Source organism: Corynebacterium sp. CCM 9204 (genome assembly GCF_041357695.1).
In the GTDB taxonomy this organism is placed as follows: Bacteria; Actinomycetota; Actinomycetes; order Mycobacteriales; family Mycobacteriaceae; genus Corynebacterium.
In genome coordinates, this window is the sequence record NZ_JAUERX010000001.1 from 256,163 (window position 1) to 273,490 (window position 17,328).

A 17,328-nucleotide genomic window follows, 5' to 3' on the forward strand; every position below is an offset into this window, starting at 1 on the left:
ATGCCTTCCGTCACGAACGCAGACGAGTGGCCCCGATGAGTGCACGAACCGGGATTGTGGCCTTCACCCGAGTGGGAACGGATACCCGTCGCCGCATGACCTCGGTCGCGGGTGTCACTGCGAGCCGTTCCGTCAACTCCCGGTAGAGGATGAGCGCTGCGAGCACCCCGGCACGTACCCGTGTCGGGAGGAGATGCACGGTTTCCTCGGCGACGGCGAGGTCCGCACGGACAGTGGCGATGAGGGAATCCCGGATATCGTCCGTCAGCGGTCGGCCGTCACCGAGGTATCTCCGGCCGAGTTCTGTCGTGTCCTCGTGGAGATCCCGCAGAAAATTGATGTTCTGGAAGGCCGCCCCAAGCCGACGCGCCCCCGTGGCGCAGCGTGCGAGTTGCTCCGGTGGAAGGTCACGTCCGGACACGAAGATAGTCAGGCACATAAGGCCTATTACCTCCGCTGATCCGTACACGTAGGCGTCGCGTTGCACCTCGTTATAGACCGCGGATCGGTTCAGATCCCGGCGCATGGAAGAGAAGAACGCCGTCAGGTGCTCCGAGTCGATGTGCGTGCGTCGCGCGGTACCGGCGAAGGCATGGACGGTGGGATTGGTCGAGAACCCGGTATCGATCGCGCGCATCACCTCCTCCTGGAATGCGTCGAGTTCCCGGTGTATTTCGGTGCCGGTGAGTCCTGCGTCGGCCGCAGTTCCGTCGACGATCTCATCCGCGATACGTACCACCGCGTAGAGGTTCCGGATGTCTGCGCGTGTGCGGGGATCGAGCAATCTGGTCGCCAGTGAGAAGGAGGTGGAGTAGGTCTCCATGACACGTGCGGAGGCCCGTGTGGACATCGCATCGTAGTCAGCCATCGAGGTACTGCGTTCAGACATCGAGACTCTCCTCGATGCCATCAAGGACGGTGGAGAAAGCGGCCCGCGCCTCTGGGGAGGGTAACGCCCCGGATTCCGCCAGGATGGCGCGGGCATCGGTGAGATTCCGCCGAGCCCGGTTCACGATGTCTTCCACGGCACCACAGGAACGCAGAAGATCCCGGATCCTGTCCAATCTGGTGTTGTCATCGCTTCGGAGAATGCTCTCGAGTTCGTCTCTGACATCAGTAGCCCCGGCTGCGGTCAATAGCGGAGTTGCGCGCCCCAGAATCAGATCCCCGGCGGTGCTCTTCCCGGTACGGGAACTCGGAGAAAAAACGGACTGCAGATCATTGGCGAGCTGAAATGCGGCCCCGGCCTCGTGCCCGATTCTGCGCAGCGCAGCGGAGTCCCCGTCACGGTCTGCTAGCAGTGCACCGGCAACGAGCGGAGCACCGAAGGAATACGGCGCCGTCTTCAGGCCACTCGCGGTGCACACGGCGTCGCCGCCGGGATGGACCCCCGGCAGCGAATAGTGCACGTCCAGGAATTCACCCACCATGGACAACCCCGCAGTATCCGTGAGGAGCCGGATCAGATCCACCGTGGTCGAGTCTCCGGCCCCAGAGTCTGCGACCAACCGGATCGCTCCGGTGAGAGCCGCAGTACCGGAGAGTACCGCCACTGAACGTCCGTAGTGCGAGGCGTCAGGCGATTCGCTGGGAGTGTTCGTACCGTACTCACGCACCGCCCGATCCCTCGCCGCGGCATGTATGGTGGGCTGCCCGCGTCGGGTTTCATCGGCGTCAATCACATCGTCGAGAATCAGGAATGACCCGTGCAGCAGATCGAAGGCGGCGGCCACCGCGATGTCGGGGTGTGGCACCGGGCCATCGGGCCGGTCCGCACCGATGTGGACCAGGAGAGAACGCAGGTGTTTCCCACCCGTGCAGATATCCCGCGTGTCGACGAGCGGCATGACTGCGTACGGGTCGATCTCGGTGAGTGCCCCGGAAATGGCGGAGAACCTGGAGTGGAGAAAATCGACGGACCGCCTGCTACGTTCCCGGAACATCGGGGCGGTGGTCGGGGAGATCATGTTTCCCATTGTCTCATGGCGCCGGGGTCTGCGGTTAAGCTGGTCGCATGAGCAACGCACCTGAACTCGTGGTCCTCGCCGATGACTCGGGTAGGCCGATCGGAACTGCACCCAAAGCCACGGTGCACAGCGCCGATACCCCGCTCCACCTCGCCTTCTCGTGCTACCTCATCGGTGGAGCCGGAGAGATTCTGCTGACCCGACGTGCGCTCGGGAAGAAGACATGGCCGGGGGTCTGGACGAATACCATGTGCGGACACCCCGGCCCAGGAGAGGACACCGTCCGTGCGTTGCTGCGGCGCGGTACCCAGGAACTCGGGCTCGCAGCGGACGACCTGACTGACATCACCTGCGTCCTACCCGAGTTCCGGTACCGTGCGGTCGATTCCTCGGGAATCGTCGAGTTCGAGATTTGTCCCGTTTACACCGCTCTGCTCGCGCCCGGGGCGAAACCGGACCCCCTGCCCGCTGAAGTCGACCACACGGCGTGGATCGCTCCCACCCGTCTGGTCGATGCGGTACGCAGTGCACCGTTCGCGTTCAGCCCCTGGATGGGACAACAGCTCGCGTACCGTGAACTGCGTACCGCTCTCGGGGTCAGATGATCCCGGTCAGGCGCTTGACCGCGGTCAGCGGAATCTCGAGCCAGTCAGGTCGGTTGTTGGCCTCATAGGCCACCTCATAGAGAGCCTTGTCCAGACGGTAGGCCTCAAGGAGTGCCGTGTTCCCGGTGCCGTAGCCCTCAAGGAAGGCATCGACGCAGTCACGCGCCCACGCAGCCGGATCAGTCGGTCCCAGAGCGGTTGAGTCACTCTGGGAGTGGAAGTGCGCGGCGTAGTCGAAGGAACGGATGATACCGGCGAGATCCTTCAACGGGCTGTCGGGTTGAAGACGCTCAGCGAGTGGGCGTGCGGGTTCCCCCTCGAAGTCGATGAGCAGCCACCCCGAATCAGTATGCAGAACCTGGCCGAGGTGCAGATCTCCGTGGACCCGCTGCACCGGTGTCGTCGTGTCGGCATCGAGCCCGTCATAGACGGACCGTGCCGCATCCTGGTAGGCACCTATTGCTGGTACATCACCGGCGAGCTCTGCGAGCCGCTCGGTGAGATGGTTCCGCACCTCGCCGACCCCGGTGACACCGGTGTCGAAGGCGCATGCGAGATCGGCGTGTACACGGCGTACCGCACGCCCCAGTTCGCGTGCTTCCTCGGTGAAGGACAGTCCTTCCGCCGCATGATCGAGGGCGAGCTTCCAGCCGTCGGTCGCGCCACTGGCGAAGTCCTGGACCATCGCTGTGGTGAATTCCCACCCGTCGATATCGACGGTCACCCAACCACGCAATGGGGCGATGTTCGGGCAGCCCACCCGGGACAGACCTTCCAGCAATTCGACATCGGGGTTGACCCCTGGCTGGAGCTTCCGGAAGTACTTGACCATCAGGCTGTCCCCGTCAGCGTCCCCGAAAACCAGTGACGTATTGGACTGCTCTCCGGCTATCCGACGCCCACGCAGCCCGGGAGGCATGACGCGCCCGGCGAGTTCGCCAGGCTCCTGTACCCCGTCGGCACCGCCTCCGGAGCCGCCACCGACGACGTGCAACGTCCCTCCACCGGCTGGGCGGCCCTCCGCGATGGCGGCACCGAGGGCCGTTGCCACCTCCGGGGTTCCCAGAACATCGGGAAGTGATTCATCGGACTCATCGACGAGCATCTGGTACAGCCCGTCCGGGGTTCGCACCACGAGCCATCGCCCACCGGCGGCTTCCGCAGCGGCGACCACCTCGACGGTATCGAGGGGGTGGGATTTCGCTCCGTAGTAGCGACTGGTGGACAGCGTGGCGGCCAGAGCAGCGGGCTTCACGTCGGGGGCTCCTACTTGTTGTTGGGGGAAGACAGGTCGAACCAGAAGAAACCGTGCGGGGCGAGAGTGACCACCCAGTCACGACCCGATTCGATGACGGGGAACCGTTCACCACCGGTGAGCTCCACCGGAATGCGGTCAGCGAACTCCGACAGATCCAATGAAACGGCCTGCGGGCGGGTGGACAGGTTGTTCACGCAGAGGATCACGTCACCACCATTCTCCCTGAGATAACTCAAAACAGCACCGTTCGTGGAATCCACCTCACGGTAGCTACCCAGGCCGAAGGCCGGATGCTGCTTCCGGACCTGGATCAGTCGACGGTTCCATTGCAGGAGCGAATTCTCCTGCACGAGCTGACTCTCCACGTTGACCGCGGAGTAGCCGTACTGGGCGTTCTGGATCGCGGGAAGGTAAAGACGCTCAGGATCCGCCTCCGAGAAACCACCGTTACGGTTGTCGGACCACTGCATCGGGGTGCGTACCCCGTCACGGTCACCCAACCAGATGTTGTCGCCCATTCCGATCTCGTCACCGTAATAGAGCACCGGGGAACCCGGGAGACTCAGCAACATACCGGTGAGGAGCTCAAGCTGATTGCGGTCACCGTCGAGAAGCGGAGCCAGGCGGCGCCGGATGCCGACATTCGCGCGCATACGCGGATCCTTCGCGAACTCCGCGTACATGTAGTCCCGCTCCGCGTCGGTGACCATCTCCAGAGTGAGCTCATCATGGTTGCGCAGGAAGATGCCCCACTGTGCGGTCTCCGGGATATCAGGCGTCGCCGCCAGAATTTCACTGATCGGGGCTCGTGACTCCTGCCGCACCGACATGAAGATTCGGGGCATCAGTGGAAAATGGAATGCCATGTGGCACTCGTCGCCCGTGGTCTTCTCCCCGAAATACTCGACGACATCCTCCGGCCACTGGTTTGCCTCCGCGAGCAGCACCCGGCCCGGGTACTCATCCTCGACGAGAGCGCGGCACCGCTTGAGGAACTCGTGGGTCTCCTGCAGATTCTCACAGTTCGTGCCCTCCCGCTCATAGAGATAAGGCACGGCATCCAGACGGAACCCATCCAGACCGAGATCAAGCCAGAACCGGAGGACATCGAGCATCGCCTCGCACACATCCGGATTGTCGTAGTTCAGGTCAGGCTGGTGGCTGAAGAAACGGTGCCAGTAGTACTGGCCACGCTCAGCGTCCCACGCCCAGTTCGAGGTCTCCGTGTCAATGAAAATGATGCGGGTGTCCGCGTACTTCTTGTCCGAGTCGCTCCACACGTAAAAGTCACCGTAGGGGCCATCCGGGTCACGCTTCGACTCCACGAACCACGGGTGCTGATCACTCGTGTGATTGAGAACCAGGTCCGTAATCACCCGAATACCACGCCGGTGCGCCTGGTCGATGAGCTCAACGAAATCGTCGACCGTACCGAACTCGGGGAGAACCTCACGGAAGTTACGGATGTCGTAGCCGCCGTCCCGCAGAGGGGAATCGTAGAACGGCGGAAGCCAGAGGCAGTCCACACCGAGCCACTGGAGATAGTCGAGCTTCTCCGTCAAACCTTTCAGGTCACCGGATCCGGTGTTCGTCGAATCATTGAACGCCCGGACCAGAACCTCGTAGAACACGGCCTGCTTGTACCACTCGGGTTCGGACTTCTCGTTCGGTGCATCACCCGGCGCCGGTGCCGGAGTATCGAACTCGTCGGAAGAATGCTCGACAACGAGACCCTCCGCATTGATCTCCGGCTCGGGAGCTTCTTCAGTGGTGTGCAGTTTCAAGGGATCGTCAGCCATGCCCACCAGACTAGAAAACCCTATGCCCCCCGTGCAGAACCGGGGTCAAGGAAATGCCCTCCGGACATACCCCAGGGGGTCCACCGTGGAACTTGTTTCACCGGTGGTGATGTCGAGAGTACGACTGTACCTGTCGCCGTCGGTGTCGAACTCCCGCCACCCCGGGCGCTTACAGGCGGCGAAATCCAGAACCATCCGATGTACCCGGTTAGCAACCGGCTGCAGGCGCCCGGAGGCACCGACACCCAGAAGAGCGTCGACACGCGCGGGAAGCGTATCCAGGCAATCGAACACCAACGGCAACTCCGCGCAATGCAGTGCTGGCTGGTTGCCGTCGCCAGTGAACTCCAGCATCCACAGTGGCCCCGGTGCGGTCTCCGCGATGGAGCTCACCCACCGTCGAATCGTTGAATCACCGATCAACCGGCCCGCGATGCGGCCCGCGTCGATCTCTCGGCAGGCGTCGATGTACGCGCCGGGATCAAGAGTTGCCCCAAGATGACGAGCCAACAAACGGGCGAAACCCGCCCCCATACCCCGGGCGTCACACCAGGAACCGACAGGCTCGAGATAGAACTCATCGGAGGTGTGCGTCAGCAGGATAGGAACGTCGACGAGCTGGCCACCATCGAAAGGACTCGGCCCGACCGCCGGGTCCGTGATGTAGCACGTACGGTAGCGACGATAGAGAGCGGAGCGTTGTTTCGGGGAGAGGGACGTCAGCTTCTTCCGGGTTGCGGAACCGCCGAGGAAGGGCAGTACGCGGCACCGCTGATTGAAGGACCGGCGCGGATACCCTGGGGACAGTGCGACGATCCGGCGGAACGCACCCCGGTAGTGGTCCCGGCGGGCCAACCACACGGCCATACCCCCACCCGCGGACTGACCCATCAACGTCACATTCGTCGGATCACCGCCGAAAGCCTCGATGTTCCGCTGAATCCACTCCAACGCCATGATGGCGTCATCGGTGCCCCGGTAGTGCGACGGCTCCTCATCATCGAAATGCGCGAACCCCTCGAACGCCATCCGGTACCCGATGGAGACAAACACCACCTCATCCCGGGCGAAGGCCTGACCGCCGTACCAGGACCCGTCATGGTGCCCCGACTCGTAGCGCCCGCCGTGGAGAAAAGCGATCACGGGCAGATCCGGCGGCAGTGATGAGGTATCCGAGGCCGCGCGGACAGCCGACACCGGGGCGCTGACCGTCAGACCCACCTGGCGCGTCTTCGGAACCGTCGCATCGACGGTGACCCGTTCCCGCAACGGCTCCGGGGATGCGAAGGGGGACGGGATGTGCGAGTAGGGCAGCGAATAGAACGTGACGATGTCCCGGTCCCGCTGTCGTCCTCCACCTGAAGGGGAACTGATTACACCAGTGGCGACCGTATCAGGAGCCTGGACCTTCAGAGTTGGGGAGGAATCCATGAGCCACAGGCTAGCAACCAGAGGGGAGTCGTGCCCCGCGCTGTGCCGCCAGGATTGCTCCCCATGTACTCGAGCCCAGCAGTCATCTCCGATCCTCAATCCGCCGACCCTAGAACACGGATTGTCCCGGTTCGCTAACATCGACGATGACCTGGTCTGGGACGCCTTTCCTGACGCTCTGCGCAGGCACCGCGAGAAAATCCGTGCGATCGCCGACAACGTGGATTATCCCACCTGGTAGAACACCGTCGAGGTGCTCGAGGCCTCCGGCAGGAGGTGGACCGCCGCACCGCATAGTTGTTCAACATGCTTGGCACCGACTCGACGGGGACCGGGCAGAAGACCACCAAGCAGGTCAGCCAGGAATTTTCCGCGCACAGTAATGTGTTGTACACCGACACCGCTATGGATGCCCGGCTCAGGGCGGTCACCGCACCTGACGGGGTAGGGAAAGCCTGCGGCTCCGCCGTTCCTGCTGCGCCGGTTCGCCCGCCGCGGTGCCAGCGGGAACTCGCGTCTATCAACGAGCGCTTGTCCGTGCTCTCAGCCGCCTTTGGCAACAACCTACTCGCCGACCCGGCGCACACGCCCTCTATGTCGCCGATGTTGCGATACCCGAAGGGTGCTCTACCCGTGGCTCGGATCTGCGCCTCCCGTAACGCCGTTGAAGTGGAAGTGGAGAACGGATACCTCCTGACCCGCGAACTGCTCACGGTGCAGTCCATGATGATCGACTTCACCGATCCAATGACCCGGGCTGCGCTCCACGAGGTCAGACAGCGCCGCTGGGCGGTGAATCCGACCGTCCTTCTGGAGATGGTGAAACTCGGGGCGCACCGCGCGTAACCTCTTGGGTGCGATCCGCACTCCGACTACGTTATCGAGGAAGGGGCCGCTGGAACTGCGGATGCCGTCCGTCGAATGCTCACAGCTCTTGAGCCTGCTGCTGCAGCGAACGCGGCGGCGATGCGCAAACATCCTCAGCGAACTCGCTGGCTCCGAGGTCACCGGTGTGGACTGGCTTTCTGAGGAGCGAAGCTAAAGGTACGTGACTACGAACCTCGACAAGGAGAGGCTATGCCGCCATTTCCCGCTGGGCCGGGTGCTGCACGACGGCGTCTTCTTCGTGGTGAACTGCCTCTACGACGTTACGGTGACCGATCGCTCCGGTCTGGAGGAGTACCGCCCGGGTGCCGATGTCTGGGAGGCGCGGGACGTTGACGTGGCCAGTCTTGGCCTGTTCATCACTGACTACTTAGCTTGGCCGGTAAACGTGGTGGAGCGTGGATGGCCAGCTTCACCGAGCAGTCCAGACTGTCCGGGAGCACCCCGTCGTTACCAACATCAACGTGATGTCCATCGTCCGCCCGATCGACGGATCCGAACCACTGCTCACCCTCGACAAGGGAATCACCATCTTTCACGAGTTTGGGCATGGGCTGTACGGACTACTCGCCGACGTCCGCTATCCGATGTTTTCTGACACAAACATACCTCGCGACTGGGGTGATCCCGTCTCAGATAAACGAGAATTGGGCCTTTGAGCCAACGGTCATCAAGTACGCGCGCAACGTTGACACGGGTGAGGTGACTTTGGGGCGTCTGCTCACCGCGATCAGCGACGCCCAGCGGCTCGGTCGGGGTTTCGCCGCCGGTGAGTACCTGGCCGCTGTGACAGATCTCATTCTGCCCCATGTTGATGTCGACGACTTCGGGATCACATTCGCCGCTTTCCATGGATGTCGGAAGGATGTCTCGCTGCTTTTGTCCCGGCGTGATTTGTTGGAAAGTTTCAATGGAATGGTTCTGTAAACAATAATGTAAGGTCGCCTACATTTAGAATGCGGAGCAAATTGGTGAATGGAGGGTATTGGGTGTATTTGGAGGGGGTGATTGCTTTTCGTTGGCTGGAGTTCTGTAGAAGAATCACTTATTTTATTAGTGACAAGTGCTGACTGTTAATGAAGATCGGGTCGGCAAATGTCTATAAGTCATACCATTCTAAACGGAGAGGGGTCTTTCATGAATTTCCGTCGTTTCACTGTCGTTTCTGCTGGCGTGGCTCTAATGGCTTCTACTGCTGTCGCTCCGGCTTCTGCTGGTGTTGTTACAAAAACCGGTACTGCTTCTGATGGTCGACCTATCTGTGTAATGGAGCTGACCGGGGTTGACGCTACCCTGTCTGGCCTGATGATGGTGTCCCGACAAGTGCCACTCAAGATCAGCGATCGTCCAATCGGAAATGTGCGGACTCAGCAACTCCTGAGTGATTTACGCAGATCGGCGAATAGATACGGAAGTGGTGGATATGGTATCCAGAGTAGGTTCAATAGGCAGAAGGAGGAGGCTAAGGTCAATCTTCTCGATCTAGGCTTTTCTCCGAAGTGGGCAGATACCATCATCAAATCATTTGTTATAATACCCGATTTTGTGGAAGCGGCCAGGGATAGTTCAAACAAGGCTCGATACCTTGCTGATGGAAATGGTATGTTGACAGATGTCCTACTGTTCAAGTGGTACGATCTGATTGACTATCCAAGCTACGATTCTATCTATGTCTTGGAGTATCCGGATACGATTCGTTACAAGCTGGATAAATGGCTGGAATCGGAGGAATCATTCAATGAATTCAAGTCCAAGGACTTGGATGATTTGATTAATGATTTTGCTCTAGTTGGTACGGCGAAAGACAGGGAGCTTTTCGATGAGATGTTCCCCGAATTCCCGGCTTATGTCAAAGATCTTCAGGAGCGTTCCTGGGGCGAAGTGGCTGCGGCAAAAGACAAGCAACCTCTTGGCAGCTATGAGTGGTATGACTTGCAGGGGACATGCAACTTGTGGCTCGATGGCAGCATAACTGCCGATGGACTGAAAGATTACGGAGGTGACGCCGGTACGGTGTCTCTGAAGGATTCACTTCCGTATCTGGTACTGGGTGATGACGCACCGCCGTCTGAACCCTCGGAACCGTCTGAACCTTCGGACCCCTCTGAACCTTCGGATCCCTCGGAACCGTCTGAACCTTCGGACCCCTCGCCTGGTGTTGACGGAAGTTCGTTGAATTCCGGAGGAAGTTCCAGCGGATCGAGCGCGGGATCCGCCGGAAAACTGAATGTACTGTCTACGCCAGATGGTTCCTCTAGTGGGGTTGGGATGGTTGTTGGTTTGCTGGGTGTACTCGGCCTTCTTGGAGGTTTCTTTGCATGGTTGACTGGCGCTATGCGTAGCGTGCTTCCGAACTTCTCTCTTCATGTAGAGGACCGGACCTGACTGTATGGTCTTTTGATCGACGAATACCTCGACAGTGGAGTGTAGAATTGCCCGCTATCGGGGTCATCCGTCGATTCAGCGGGGCAGGGGTTGGCAAAGTGCAGGCTTGGTGAAGGTTCTATAACTATCTTCCTGTTGACACTAGACTCCACATCATCATGAACATTCAGACGACTGTCACTTCGGTGCTGGACCAGGTTGGTCAGTGGCTCACCGGTGCACCATTGTGGGTACAGACGCCTTTGGTGATGTTTGCGGCGATTTTGATCTGTGTGCCACTTGCTGCGGTGTTGCTCAAGTTCGTCAATATGACGGCCAACATGGTGGAGCGGGTGACCGGCCGTGGAGATGGGGGTGTGGCACCGTCGCAGCTTGTCCCGTATTCAGGATCGAGGGCCTCCGGTGGCGTTCGGATCGTGTCGGCGTCGGAGCCGGAGGTGCCGGGTGGCTAGACTGGTTTTCTGCGGCTCCGTTCAGTGACGGGGCGTATGTACGGAGATGCACTTACACGAGAAAGCAGTGGCCGAAGACCGGTATGAGTAACCAGACACCGAAGAAGAAGCGCGATTATGGACGTTCCCGCGTGAAGCTGGCCCTGGTGGTGTTGCTCTTGCTCGTGATTATCGGTTGGTTGGTTACGTTGATCTAGCCGTCCATGACATGAAGATGAGGAAGGGGTGGGCACGTGGAACTCCACGTGCCCACCCCTTCAACCGGAGAGTCAGCGCTTCGACGCCTCGGCTACGGCTCGGAACCAGGTGTTCTCGGGGAGATCCTCGATGAATACCACGTCGCCGGAGCTGTCGCAGAGCGGCACACACCAGTTCGGGTAGAGCTCGTGTGTCGTGCCGGGCTGGTTCTGGGCTCGGACGTCCCCGACCATGTCGACCAGTGAGGTGCAGGCGAGGGCGGAAGGGGTTCCGGCTATGAAGCGGTGCATGCCGACGAGAAGTTCGCGGATTGCTCCCCTGTCACCGCGTTCCGCACCGTGGAAGCTGCGTCCTTCAACCGATGTTCCCGCGAAACAACCGTGTTCGGCGATGCGTGCCAGCACGTCGTTCTGCCACGCGAGATCCCCGCGGTCTGCTTCTGCGGGGTCGGTGGTGAACAGTCCGAGTCGTTCGCGGAGCTTGATGTGTTCGCCACGGAGCATCCCGGCGGTCGGTGGGAGGTCGTGCGTGGTCACCGATGTGAGTGCGAGTTCGCGGTAGCGGTCCTGTCTGCGTGGGCCGGTGATTTCGGGATCATGCTCGAACCACAGGATGGATGTGCCCATGATTCCGCGGCTGGCCAGAACCTCCTGCACCCATGGTTCGAAGGTTCCGAGATCTTCTCCGATGACGACGGCGCCGGCGCGTTCGGCTTCCAGGGTGAGGATGCCGACGAGGGCGTTGTAGTCGTAGTGGACGTAGGTTCCGGTGGTCGGTGCCTGCATGCGGGGTATCCACCAAAGTCGGAACAGGCCGAGAACGTGGTCGACGCGGATGCCGCCGGAGTGTCGGAGGACCGTGCGCAACATGTCGCGCCAGGGGGCGTACCCGCACTCGGCGAGCCGCTCGGGGTGCCAGGGTGGCTGGGACCAGTCCTGGCCCTGCTGGTTGTAGTCGTCCGGTGGGGCACCGACGGAAGCGGCTTGGACGAGGACATCCGAGAGATTCTCCGCGTCGGCACCACCGGGGTGGACGCCGACGGCGAGGTCCGCCATCACACCAATGGACATTCCCGCGTCAGTGGCGGCTTTCTGTGCGGATTCGAGCTGGTCGTCGCAGATCCACTGGAGCCAGCGGTAGAAGCCCGCGGCTTCCTCGATGGTGCGATCCTGTGTGGGATCAACTCCGGGGACCGTTCCACCGTCCGCAAGAACGTCGAGTTCGCGGCGTGCGCACCAGGTCGCGAAGTCGTCTAGACCGTGTCCCTCCTTCTCCAGGTATGCGCTGAATGCCTCGGCGCGTGTGGGGGTCATCGGGAGTTCGTAGATGTCGCGGAGGGCTTCGAGTTTTGCGGTGTAGATCGGGTTCCGGCTGATTTCATCCGGGGAGGTGTTGTCGGCCTTGAGCTGTGTGGAGATGCCTTCGATGCGGACGCGGTCAGCGGGGGCGAGTAATCCGTATTCTTCGATGTCCTCGACCCGGATGTAGAGGGGGTTCGTGAATCTACGGGTGGTGGGGAGGTAGGGGGAGTCCTCGACGGGGGGGAAGGGTTCAGCGGCGTGGAGCGGGTTGATGAGCAGGAAGTCGGCTCCTGCGTTGCGGGCGAGGGAGGCCGCGAGATCCCTGAGATCGCCGAAGTCACCGATACCCCAACTGTCGTGGGAGCGTGTGGAGTAGAGCTGCGCCATCACGCCGGTGACCGGGTGCCGGAGGAATCTGTCGGCTGTGGTGAGTCGGTTCGGGGTGACGATCAGGTGGCTGGTGCCGCTGACCCCACCGGTGGATTCCATGGACAGGGTGTGCCAGCCGAGTGGGAGGTCGGTGGGAACTGCGAAACTGGCTTCGCCCCAGGTGACGCCATCGATGGTGCGGGCCTGGACGAAGTTGTCCACCTGCTCCGGGACCACGGTGCCGCCATCCTCGAGGGTGATCGTCACGGTGACAGGTTCGCCGTCGTGCACGTGGACGGTGAACTCGTGGGGTTCGCCGGTCACCGTTACTACACAGGGGGGGAGGGGACGCGTGAAACGTGAGTCCAGGTAACTGTGTCGTGCGGCGGCTAGTGTCTCGGATGTGGGTTCATCCCCACCGCGGAGAATGTCCACCCCGAGGGCGGTGAGGGTCTTTGTCAGGGTATCCTCCGATACCTCGACCAGTTCACCTGACGCGGTGTGGTAGCTGGTGGCCACCCCGTACAGGTCTGCCAGGGACTTCAGCTCATTGATGTAGGTCACGGGCACCTATCTTGCCATCCCGCGGTCTTGGCCTGCACACCTCACCCCGTGTACCTGAGAGGTGTCGACCGGAGTGGGACGCCCCACACCGGGGGGCTGCGGGGTAAATTTACCGGGAAAGACATTCGAGCGATGGCGGTTCCCGCCTCACGGTTTTCGCCCGTGAACCGCGGGACACCGCATGCGGAAGGATCACAGTGCAGGAATATTCCACCCCGGCGAAATACGAGATCGGACCGAACGAGACGTGCCTGACCGCGTTGATTGATCTGGTGAAGGCCCGACCGTATGGGGTGATGTTCACCAGGCCGCAGAACTTCGAGTGGGTGAGTGTCACCGCGCAGGAGTTTCTGGATGAGGTGTATGAGGTGGCCAAGGGTTTCATCGCGAACGGGGTGCAGCAGGGCGACCGGATTGCACTGTTGAGTGAGACGCGTTACGAGTGGGCACTGCTCGATTTCGCGATCTGGGCTGCCGGTGCGGTGAGCGTTCCAATCTACGGGTCCTCGTCGTTGAGTCAGGTGCAGTGGATCATTGAGGATTCGGGTGCCGTGTTCGCTGTGACGGAGACCCGGGAACACACTGATCTGATGCGGCACCTGGAGTTGGGGGCGGATGGATCTCCCTCTCTGAAGGGGTCGACGTCACAGTTGCGGCGTATCCTGGAGATAAACGCCTCGGCGATCAACACGCTCAAGTTTGAGGGGCGCCCGATCGACGATTCCGAGGTGGATGAGCGGATCGCGGCGACGAAGGCGACTGATCTCTCGTCTCTGGTGTACACCTCGGGTACGACGGGTCGCCCGAAGGGGTGTCGGCTGACGCACCGGAACTGGCTTGCGGAGACGCGGGCGCTGATGACTCATCCTGTGGGGGCCATCGCTGCGCCCGGCACGCGGGTTCTGACGTTCCTTCCGTTGGCGCACGTGTTCTCCCGTGCGGTGAGTCTCGCGATCACGATCTCGGGTGCGGCGCAGTCCCACTGGTCGGATTTCTCCACTCTGTCCGTCGAGTTCCAGCGGGCGCGTCCCAATCTGATTCTCGGTGTGCCGCGGGTGTTCGAGAAGGTGCGTAACGGTGCCGCGGCGAACGCCCAGGACAATGGGCCGGTTCAGGGGGCGTTGTTCCTGAAGGCGGAGAAGGTCGCACAGGATTACTCCAGGGCACTGGATACGGAGGAGGGGCCCTCGCGGGCGCTGCGTTTGAAGCACAAGGCCTTCGACAAGCTCGTGTACTCCAAGATCCGGGCGGCGATGGGGGCGAGCGTGAAGTACTGCATTTCCGGGGGGTCCGCGATGAGTCCCGATCTTGCGCACTTCTTCCGTGGTATCGGGGTGACCGTCTACGAGGGCTACGGCCTGACGGAGACCACTGCCGCGGTGACCGTGAACTTCGAGGACAACATCATCGGTTCCGTGGGGCGTCCCATCGGTGGGATGGCTGCCCGGGTGAACGACGCCGGAGAGATTCTCGTCAAGGGGGAGATGGTGTTTGACGGGTACTGGCATAACGAGGAAGCCACCGCGGAGACCTTCGAGGAAGAGTGGTTCAATACGGGTGACCTCGGGGAGATTCTGGAGTCTGGTCACCTGGTGATTACCGGCCGCAAGAAGGATCTCATTGTCACGGCCAGTGGGAAGAATGTCTCTCCGGGGCCTATGGAGGATCGTCTGCGAAGCCATCCGTTGATCAGTCAGGCGCTGGTCGTGGGGGACGGTAAGCCATTTGTCGGGGTACTGATAGCTCTCGATGAGGAGGCGTTCCGTCGCTGGAAGCTGACCCGGAATTTCCCGGAGTCGAGGTCTGTGGCGGACATGGTGACAGATCCGGTGCTGAGGGCGGAGATCCAGGATGCGATCAACGACTGCAATTCGACGGTCAGCCATGCTGAGGCGATTAAGAAGTTCTACATCCTCGATCGGGATCTGTCGGAGGAGGAGAATGAGCTGACACCGACGATGAAGATCAAGCGGAATGTCGTGGCGCAGCGGTTCAACGAGGAGATCCGGCAGTTGTACAAGCGCTAGATCGTGGGCTTGTGTCGCACACCCCCACAATCACACCCGCCACACCAGTAACATTGATGTGGCGGGCGTGTCATCGGCGAGGCACCCACACGAAGCCGGGGAATGCGCTTAGAGTTCTGTAATCGGAGTCCCCGCCGTCGGCGGGAGAACCACTGATGTTGACCGACCTCCCGATTCGCCGGGAAGATCCACCGAGGAGCAGCCTTGCCACACTCTGACGCCCTGCTGCGCCACCGTGAGCTGACCCAGGAGGTCTACAACATCGGGGATGAGGTCGCGGAATACATCGAGCATCTCGCGCAGGCGATCGCCGACTACGACGAGGAACTGGTCGCTGACTGTCTGGCGGAGCTGGAACTCATCATCGATGAGGCCCGCACTGATTCCCGGCGCACCATCGCCGAACTCATCGGACTCCGCCAGGCGTTGACCTCCGGCCTCCGCTCCGGTTCCGTCAGCGTGCGGGGGGCGGTCGCCCGTGCACCCGAGGTTCAGCGTCCCGACCTGCTCGATGCCACGGTGCTGGTCACCGTCCATCCGCTTTCCGTCGCCCCGATGATCGTCCGCGAGCTCAGCGATTCGCTGTCCGCCCGCACCCGGGACGTCGTGCAGCAGCTCGAGGACATCGTCGAGTGGGTACTCGACCAGACGGCAGTCGCCGCCGATGATCTCGACGCGGTCAGCCTGCCCCTGATGTTCGCCCACACCCGGACCCTCGTCGATGCCGCCGCCGACGGCTGGCTCACCACCGTTGCCCGGCGACATCCGGCGTACTGCCGCACCATGCGGGGATCGAATCCCCCGACCTTCCTGCTGGAACGTGCGCGTGTCGACGCCGTCGTGGCGAAGGTCGCCCGCAAGCTCGCGCGCAACAGGGGTGCACACGGCGGTGGCTTCGCATCGTGACCGGAGCTGACCCGGCGACACCCTTCGGGGTGTACGTCCACGTGCCCTTCTGCGCCAGCCGGTGCGGCTACTGCGACTTCAACACCTACACCCCCGGCGAACTCGGCACCGGTGCCGACCCGGAGAGTTATCTCGCCGCACTCGACATCGAACTTCGGCTCGCTGCGGAGCGGATGGACAATGACGGGATCCTCCGCCCCGCAGAGACCGTGTTCGTCGGCGGCGGTACCCCGTCCATGCTGGGGGCCGATGGCCTCACCCGGCTCCTCGCAGGCGTCCGGACCCACATCGGCATCGCCCCAGGCGCCGAAGTCACGACCGAATCCAATCCGGAATCCACGTCACCCGAGTTCTTCGACCGGCTGCGGGGCGCGGGGTTCACCCGGGTCTCCCTCGGTATGCAGTCCGCAGCGGGCAACGTTCTGGCTGTCCTCGAACGGCGGCACACACCGGGGCGGCCCATTGCCGCGGCACGCGAGGCCCGGGCCGCCGGGTTCGAGCACGTCAACCTCGACATGATCTACGGAACCCCCACCGAGACCGACGATGACGTCCGCGCCACCCTTGACGCGATTCTCTCGGCGGAGGTCGACCACGTCTCCGCCTATTCGCTGATCGTCGAGGACGGCACCGCCATGGCGCGCAAAGTGAACAAGGGGCTGCTCCCCGCACCTGACGAGGATGTGCTCGCCGACCGCTACCAGCTCATCGACGATGCCCTGCGCGGCGCCGGATTCGACTGGTACGAGGTGTCCAACTGGGCCCGCCCCGGTGGGGAGTGCCACCACAACATCGGCTACTGGCGTGACGGCGACTGGTGGGGTGCGGGACCCGGCGCCCACTCCCACCTGGGTGGGGTCCGCTTCTTCAACGTCAAACACCCGCGCACCTACGCGGCCGCCTGTGCGCGGGGTGAGCTGCCGGTCAAGGACTCCGAGCGTCTTTCAGACATCGACCGGCACACCGAGAAACTGATGCTCGGCCTGCGGCTACGCGACGGTGTTGATGAGTCGGATCTGCGCCCCGGCGCTGAGCAAGTCATCGCCGGGTACGTGGAGTCCGGTCTGCTCCGGTGGATCTGTCGTGCCGAAGGTCGGCGTCGGCTGGCGCTCACCGACGGCGGGCGGCTGCTCGCCGATGGCATCATCGCGGACATTCTCGTCGCTGAGGATTAAACTGTC

Annotated in this window: 17 protein-coding genes; 10 read left to right on the forward strand and 7 right to left on the reverse strand. The window is 62.0% G+C overall.

Going from position 1 to position 17,328, the window contains the following annotated elements; genetic code table 11:
* Positions 1 to 10: 10 nt before the first annotated feature.
* Both QWU43_RS01115 and QWU43_RS01120 read right to left on the reverse strand, forming a co-directional pair.
* Entirely contained in the window at positions 11 to 889 is an 879-nt protein-coding gene (locus QWU43_RS01115) for a phytoene/squalene synthase family protein (protein ID WP_370916947.1), read from the reverse strand.
* Positions 882 to 1,967, reverse strand: a complete 1,086-nt coding sequence (locus QWU43_RS01120) for a polyprenyl synthetase family protein (protein ID WP_370916948.1) — start codon at positions 1,965 to 1,967, stop codon at positions 882 to 884. Before QWU43_RS01120 ends, QWU43_RS01115 begins: the two co-directional genes overlap by 8 nt.
* Positions 1,968 to 2,014: 47 nt before the next feature.
* Here QWU43_RS01120 and idi point away from each other — a divergent pair, with 47 nt between their 5' ends.
* Positions 2,015 to 2,572 (forward strand): isopentenyl-diphosphate Delta-isomerase, encoded by a 558-nt coding sequence (idi, locus tag QWU43_RS01125; RefSeq protein ID WP_370916949.1) that lies wholly within the window; start codon positions 2,015 to 2,017, stop codon positions 2,570 to 2,572.
* Here idi and QWU43_RS01130 read toward each other — a convergent pair.
* The 3 genes from QWU43_RS01130 to QWU43_RS01140 are packed head-to-tail and all read right to left on the reverse strand — an operon-like array spanning position 2,565 to position 7,060.
* Positions 2,565 to 3,827 (reverse strand): hypothetical protein, encoded by a 1,263-nt coding sequence (locus QWU43_RS01130; protein ID WP_370916950.1) that lies wholly within the window; start codon positions 3,825 to 3,827, stop codon positions 2,565 to 2,567. The two genes, idi and QWU43_RS01130, sit on opposite strands and share 8 nt — an antisense overlap.
* A gap of 11 nt (positions 3,828 to 3,838) precedes the next feature.
* Positions 3,839 to 5,629 carry a maltose alpha-D-glucosyltransferase gene (treS, locus tag QWU43_RS01135; RefSeq protein ID WP_370913710.1) on the reverse strand — a complete coding sequence of 597 codons (1,791 nt, stop codon included), beginning with the start codon at positions 5,627 to 5,629 and terminating at the stop codon, positions 3,839 to 3,841.
* 45 nt (positions 5,630 to 5,674) lie between these two features.
* Positions 5,675 to 7,060: a carboxylesterase family protein gene (locus tag QWU43_RS01140; protein ID WP_370916951.1), complete on the reverse strand. Its 1,386-nt coding sequence runs from the start codon at positions 7,058 to 7,060 to the stop codon at positions 5,675 to 5,677.
* Between QWU43_RS01140 and QWU43_RS01145 the strand changes: the two genes are divergently transcribed.
* Positions 7,059 to 7,301 (forward strand): hypothetical protein, encoded by a 243-nt coding sequence (locus QWU43_RS01145; RefSeq protein ID WP_370916952.1) that lies wholly within the window; start codon positions 7,059 to 7,061, stop codon positions 7,299 to 7,301. The two genes, QWU43_RS01140 and QWU43_RS01145, sit on opposite strands and share 2 nt — an antisense overlap.
* 65 nt (positions 7,302 to 7,366) lie before the next feature.
* Positions 7,367 to 7,906 (forward strand): hypothetical protein, encoded by a 540-nt coding sequence (locus QWU43_RS01150; RefSeq protein WP_370913712.1) that lies wholly within the window; start codon positions 7,367 to 7,369, stop codon positions 7,904 to 7,906.
* Between the two features lie 398 nt (positions 7,907 to 8,304).
* On the opposite strand, the gene QWU43_RS01155 is transcribed toward QWU43_RS01150, so the two are convergent.
* Complete coding sequence (locus QWU43_RS01155) at positions 8,305 to 8,496, reverse strand: hypothetical protein (RefSeq protein ID WP_370917210.1); 192 nt, start codon at positions 8,494 to 8,496, stop codon at positions 8,305 to 8,307.
* On the opposite strand from QWU43_RS01155, the gene QWU43_RS01160 reads away from it, so the two are divergent.
* The 4 genes from QWU43_RS01160 to QWU43_RS01175 all read left to right on the forward strand — a co-directional run bounded on the left by QWU43_RS01160 (position 8,413) and on the right by QWU43_RS01175 (position 10,782).
* Positions 8,413 to 8,604, forward strand: coding sequence for a M3 family metallopeptidase (locus QWU43_RS01160; RefSeq protein ID WP_370917192.1), 192 nt, complete (start codon positions 8,413 to 8,415; stop codon positions 8,602 to 8,604). The two genes, QWU43_RS01155 and QWU43_RS01160, sit on opposite strands and share 84 nt — an antisense overlap.
* Complete coding sequence (locus tag QWU43_RS01165) at positions 8,567 to 8,872, forward strand: hypothetical protein (protein WP_370916953.1); 306 nt, start codon at positions 8,567 to 8,569, stop codon at positions 8,870 to 8,872. Before QWU43_RS01160 ends, QWU43_RS01165 begins: the two co-directional genes overlap by 38 nt.
* A 210-nt stretch (positions 8,873 to 9,082) precedes the next feature.
* A complete protein-coding gene (locus QWU43_RS01170) occupies positions 9,083 to 10,330 on the forward strand; it encodes a hypothetical protein (RefSeq protein WP_370916954.1) in 1,248 nt (415 codons plus the stop codon).
* Between the two features lie 158 nt (positions 10,331 to 10,488).
* Positions 10,489 to 10,782 (forward strand): hypothetical protein, encoded by a 294-nt coding sequence (locus tag QWU43_RS01175; RefSeq protein ID WP_370916955.1) that lies wholly within the window; start codon positions 10,489 to 10,491, stop codon positions 10,780 to 10,782.
* A gap of 269 nt (positions 10,783 to 11,051) precedes the next feature.
* Here the strand turns inward: QWU43_RS01175 and malQ are convergent, their stop codons facing one another.
* On the reverse strand, positions 11,052 to 13,214 hold the full coding sequence (gene malQ, locus QWU43_RS01180; RefSeq protein ID WP_370916956.1) for a 4-alpha-glucanotransferase: 2,163 nt from the start codon (positions 13,212 to 13,214) through the stop codon (positions 11,052 to 11,054).
* A 197-nt stretch (positions 13,215 to 13,411) separates the two neighbouring features.
* Between malQ and QWU43_RS01185 the strand changes: the two genes are divergently transcribed.
* From QWU43_RS01185 to hemW, 3 genes are all read left to right on the forward strand, one after another.
* Complete coding sequence (locus QWU43_RS01185; RefSeq protein WP_370913718.1) at positions 13,412 to 15,241, forward strand: long-chain fatty acid--CoA ligase; 1,830 nt, start codon at positions 13,412 to 13,414, stop codon at positions 15,239 to 15,241.
* A gap of 204 nt (positions 15,242 to 15,445) precedes the next feature.
* Positions 15,446 to 16,147, forward strand: coding sequence for a hypothetical protein (locus QWU43_RS01190; protein ID WP_370913719.1), 702 nt, complete (start codon positions 15,446 to 15,448; stop codon positions 16,145 to 16,147).
* Positions 16,144 to 17,322, forward strand: a complete 1,179-nt coding sequence (hemW, locus tag QWU43_RS01195) for a radical SAM family heme chaperone HemW (RefSeq protein WP_370913720.1) — start codon at positions 16,144 to 16,146, stop codon at positions 17,320 to 17,322. Before QWU43_RS01190 ends, hemW begins: the two co-directional genes overlap by 4 nt.
* Positions 17,323 to 17,328: the final 6 nt, after the last annotated feature.

Excerpts from the sequence above, each read along its gene's own strand:
- QWU43_RS01160 (WP_370917192.1), top strand. The coding sequence starts at position 8,413 with ATGTCCATCGTCCGCCCGATCGACGGATCCGAACCACTGCTCACCCTC.
- QWU43_RS01145 (WP_370916952.1), top strand. The coding sequence starts at position 7,059 with ATGAGCCACAGGCTAGCAACCAGAGGGGAGTCGTGCCCCGCGCTGTGC.
- QWU43_RS01175 (WP_370916955.1), top strand. The coding sequence starts at position 10,489 with ATGAACATTCAGACGACTGTCACTTCGGTGCTGGACCAGGTTGGTCAG.
- QWU43_RS01120 (WP_370916948.1), bottom strand. The coding sequence starts at position 1,967 with ATGATCTCCCCGACCACCGCCCCGATGTTCCGGGAACGTAGCAGGCGG.
- QWU43_RS01140 (WP_370916951.1), bottom strand. The coding sequence starts at position 7,060 with ATGGATTCCTCCCCAACTCTGAAGGTCCAGGCTCCTGATACGGTCGCC.
- QWU43_RS01155 (WP_370917210.1), bottom strand. The coding sequence starts at position 8,496 with ATGCCCAAACTCGTGAAAGATGGTGATTCCCTTGTCGAGGGTGAGCAG.
- QWU43_RS01150 (WP_370913712.1), top strand. The coding sequence starts at position 7,367 with ATGCTTGGCACCGACTCGACGGGGACCGGGCAGAAGACCACCAAGCAG.
- QWU43_RS01115 (WP_370916947.1), bottom strand. The coding sequence starts at position 889 with ATGTCTGAACGCAGTACCTCGATGGCTGACTACGATGCGATGTCCACA.
- QWU43_RS01170 (WP_370916954.1), top strand. The coding sequence starts at position 9,083 with ATGAATTTCCGTCGTTTCACTGTCGTTTCTGCTGGCGTGGCTCTAATG.
- treS (WP_370913710.1), bottom strand. The coding sequence starts at position 5,629 with ATGGCTGACGATCCCTTGAAACTGCACACCACTGAAGAAGCTCCCGAG.
- idi (WP_370916949.1), top strand. The coding sequence starts at position 2,015 with ATGAGCAACGCACCTGAACTCGTGGTCCTCGCCGATGACTCGGGTAGG.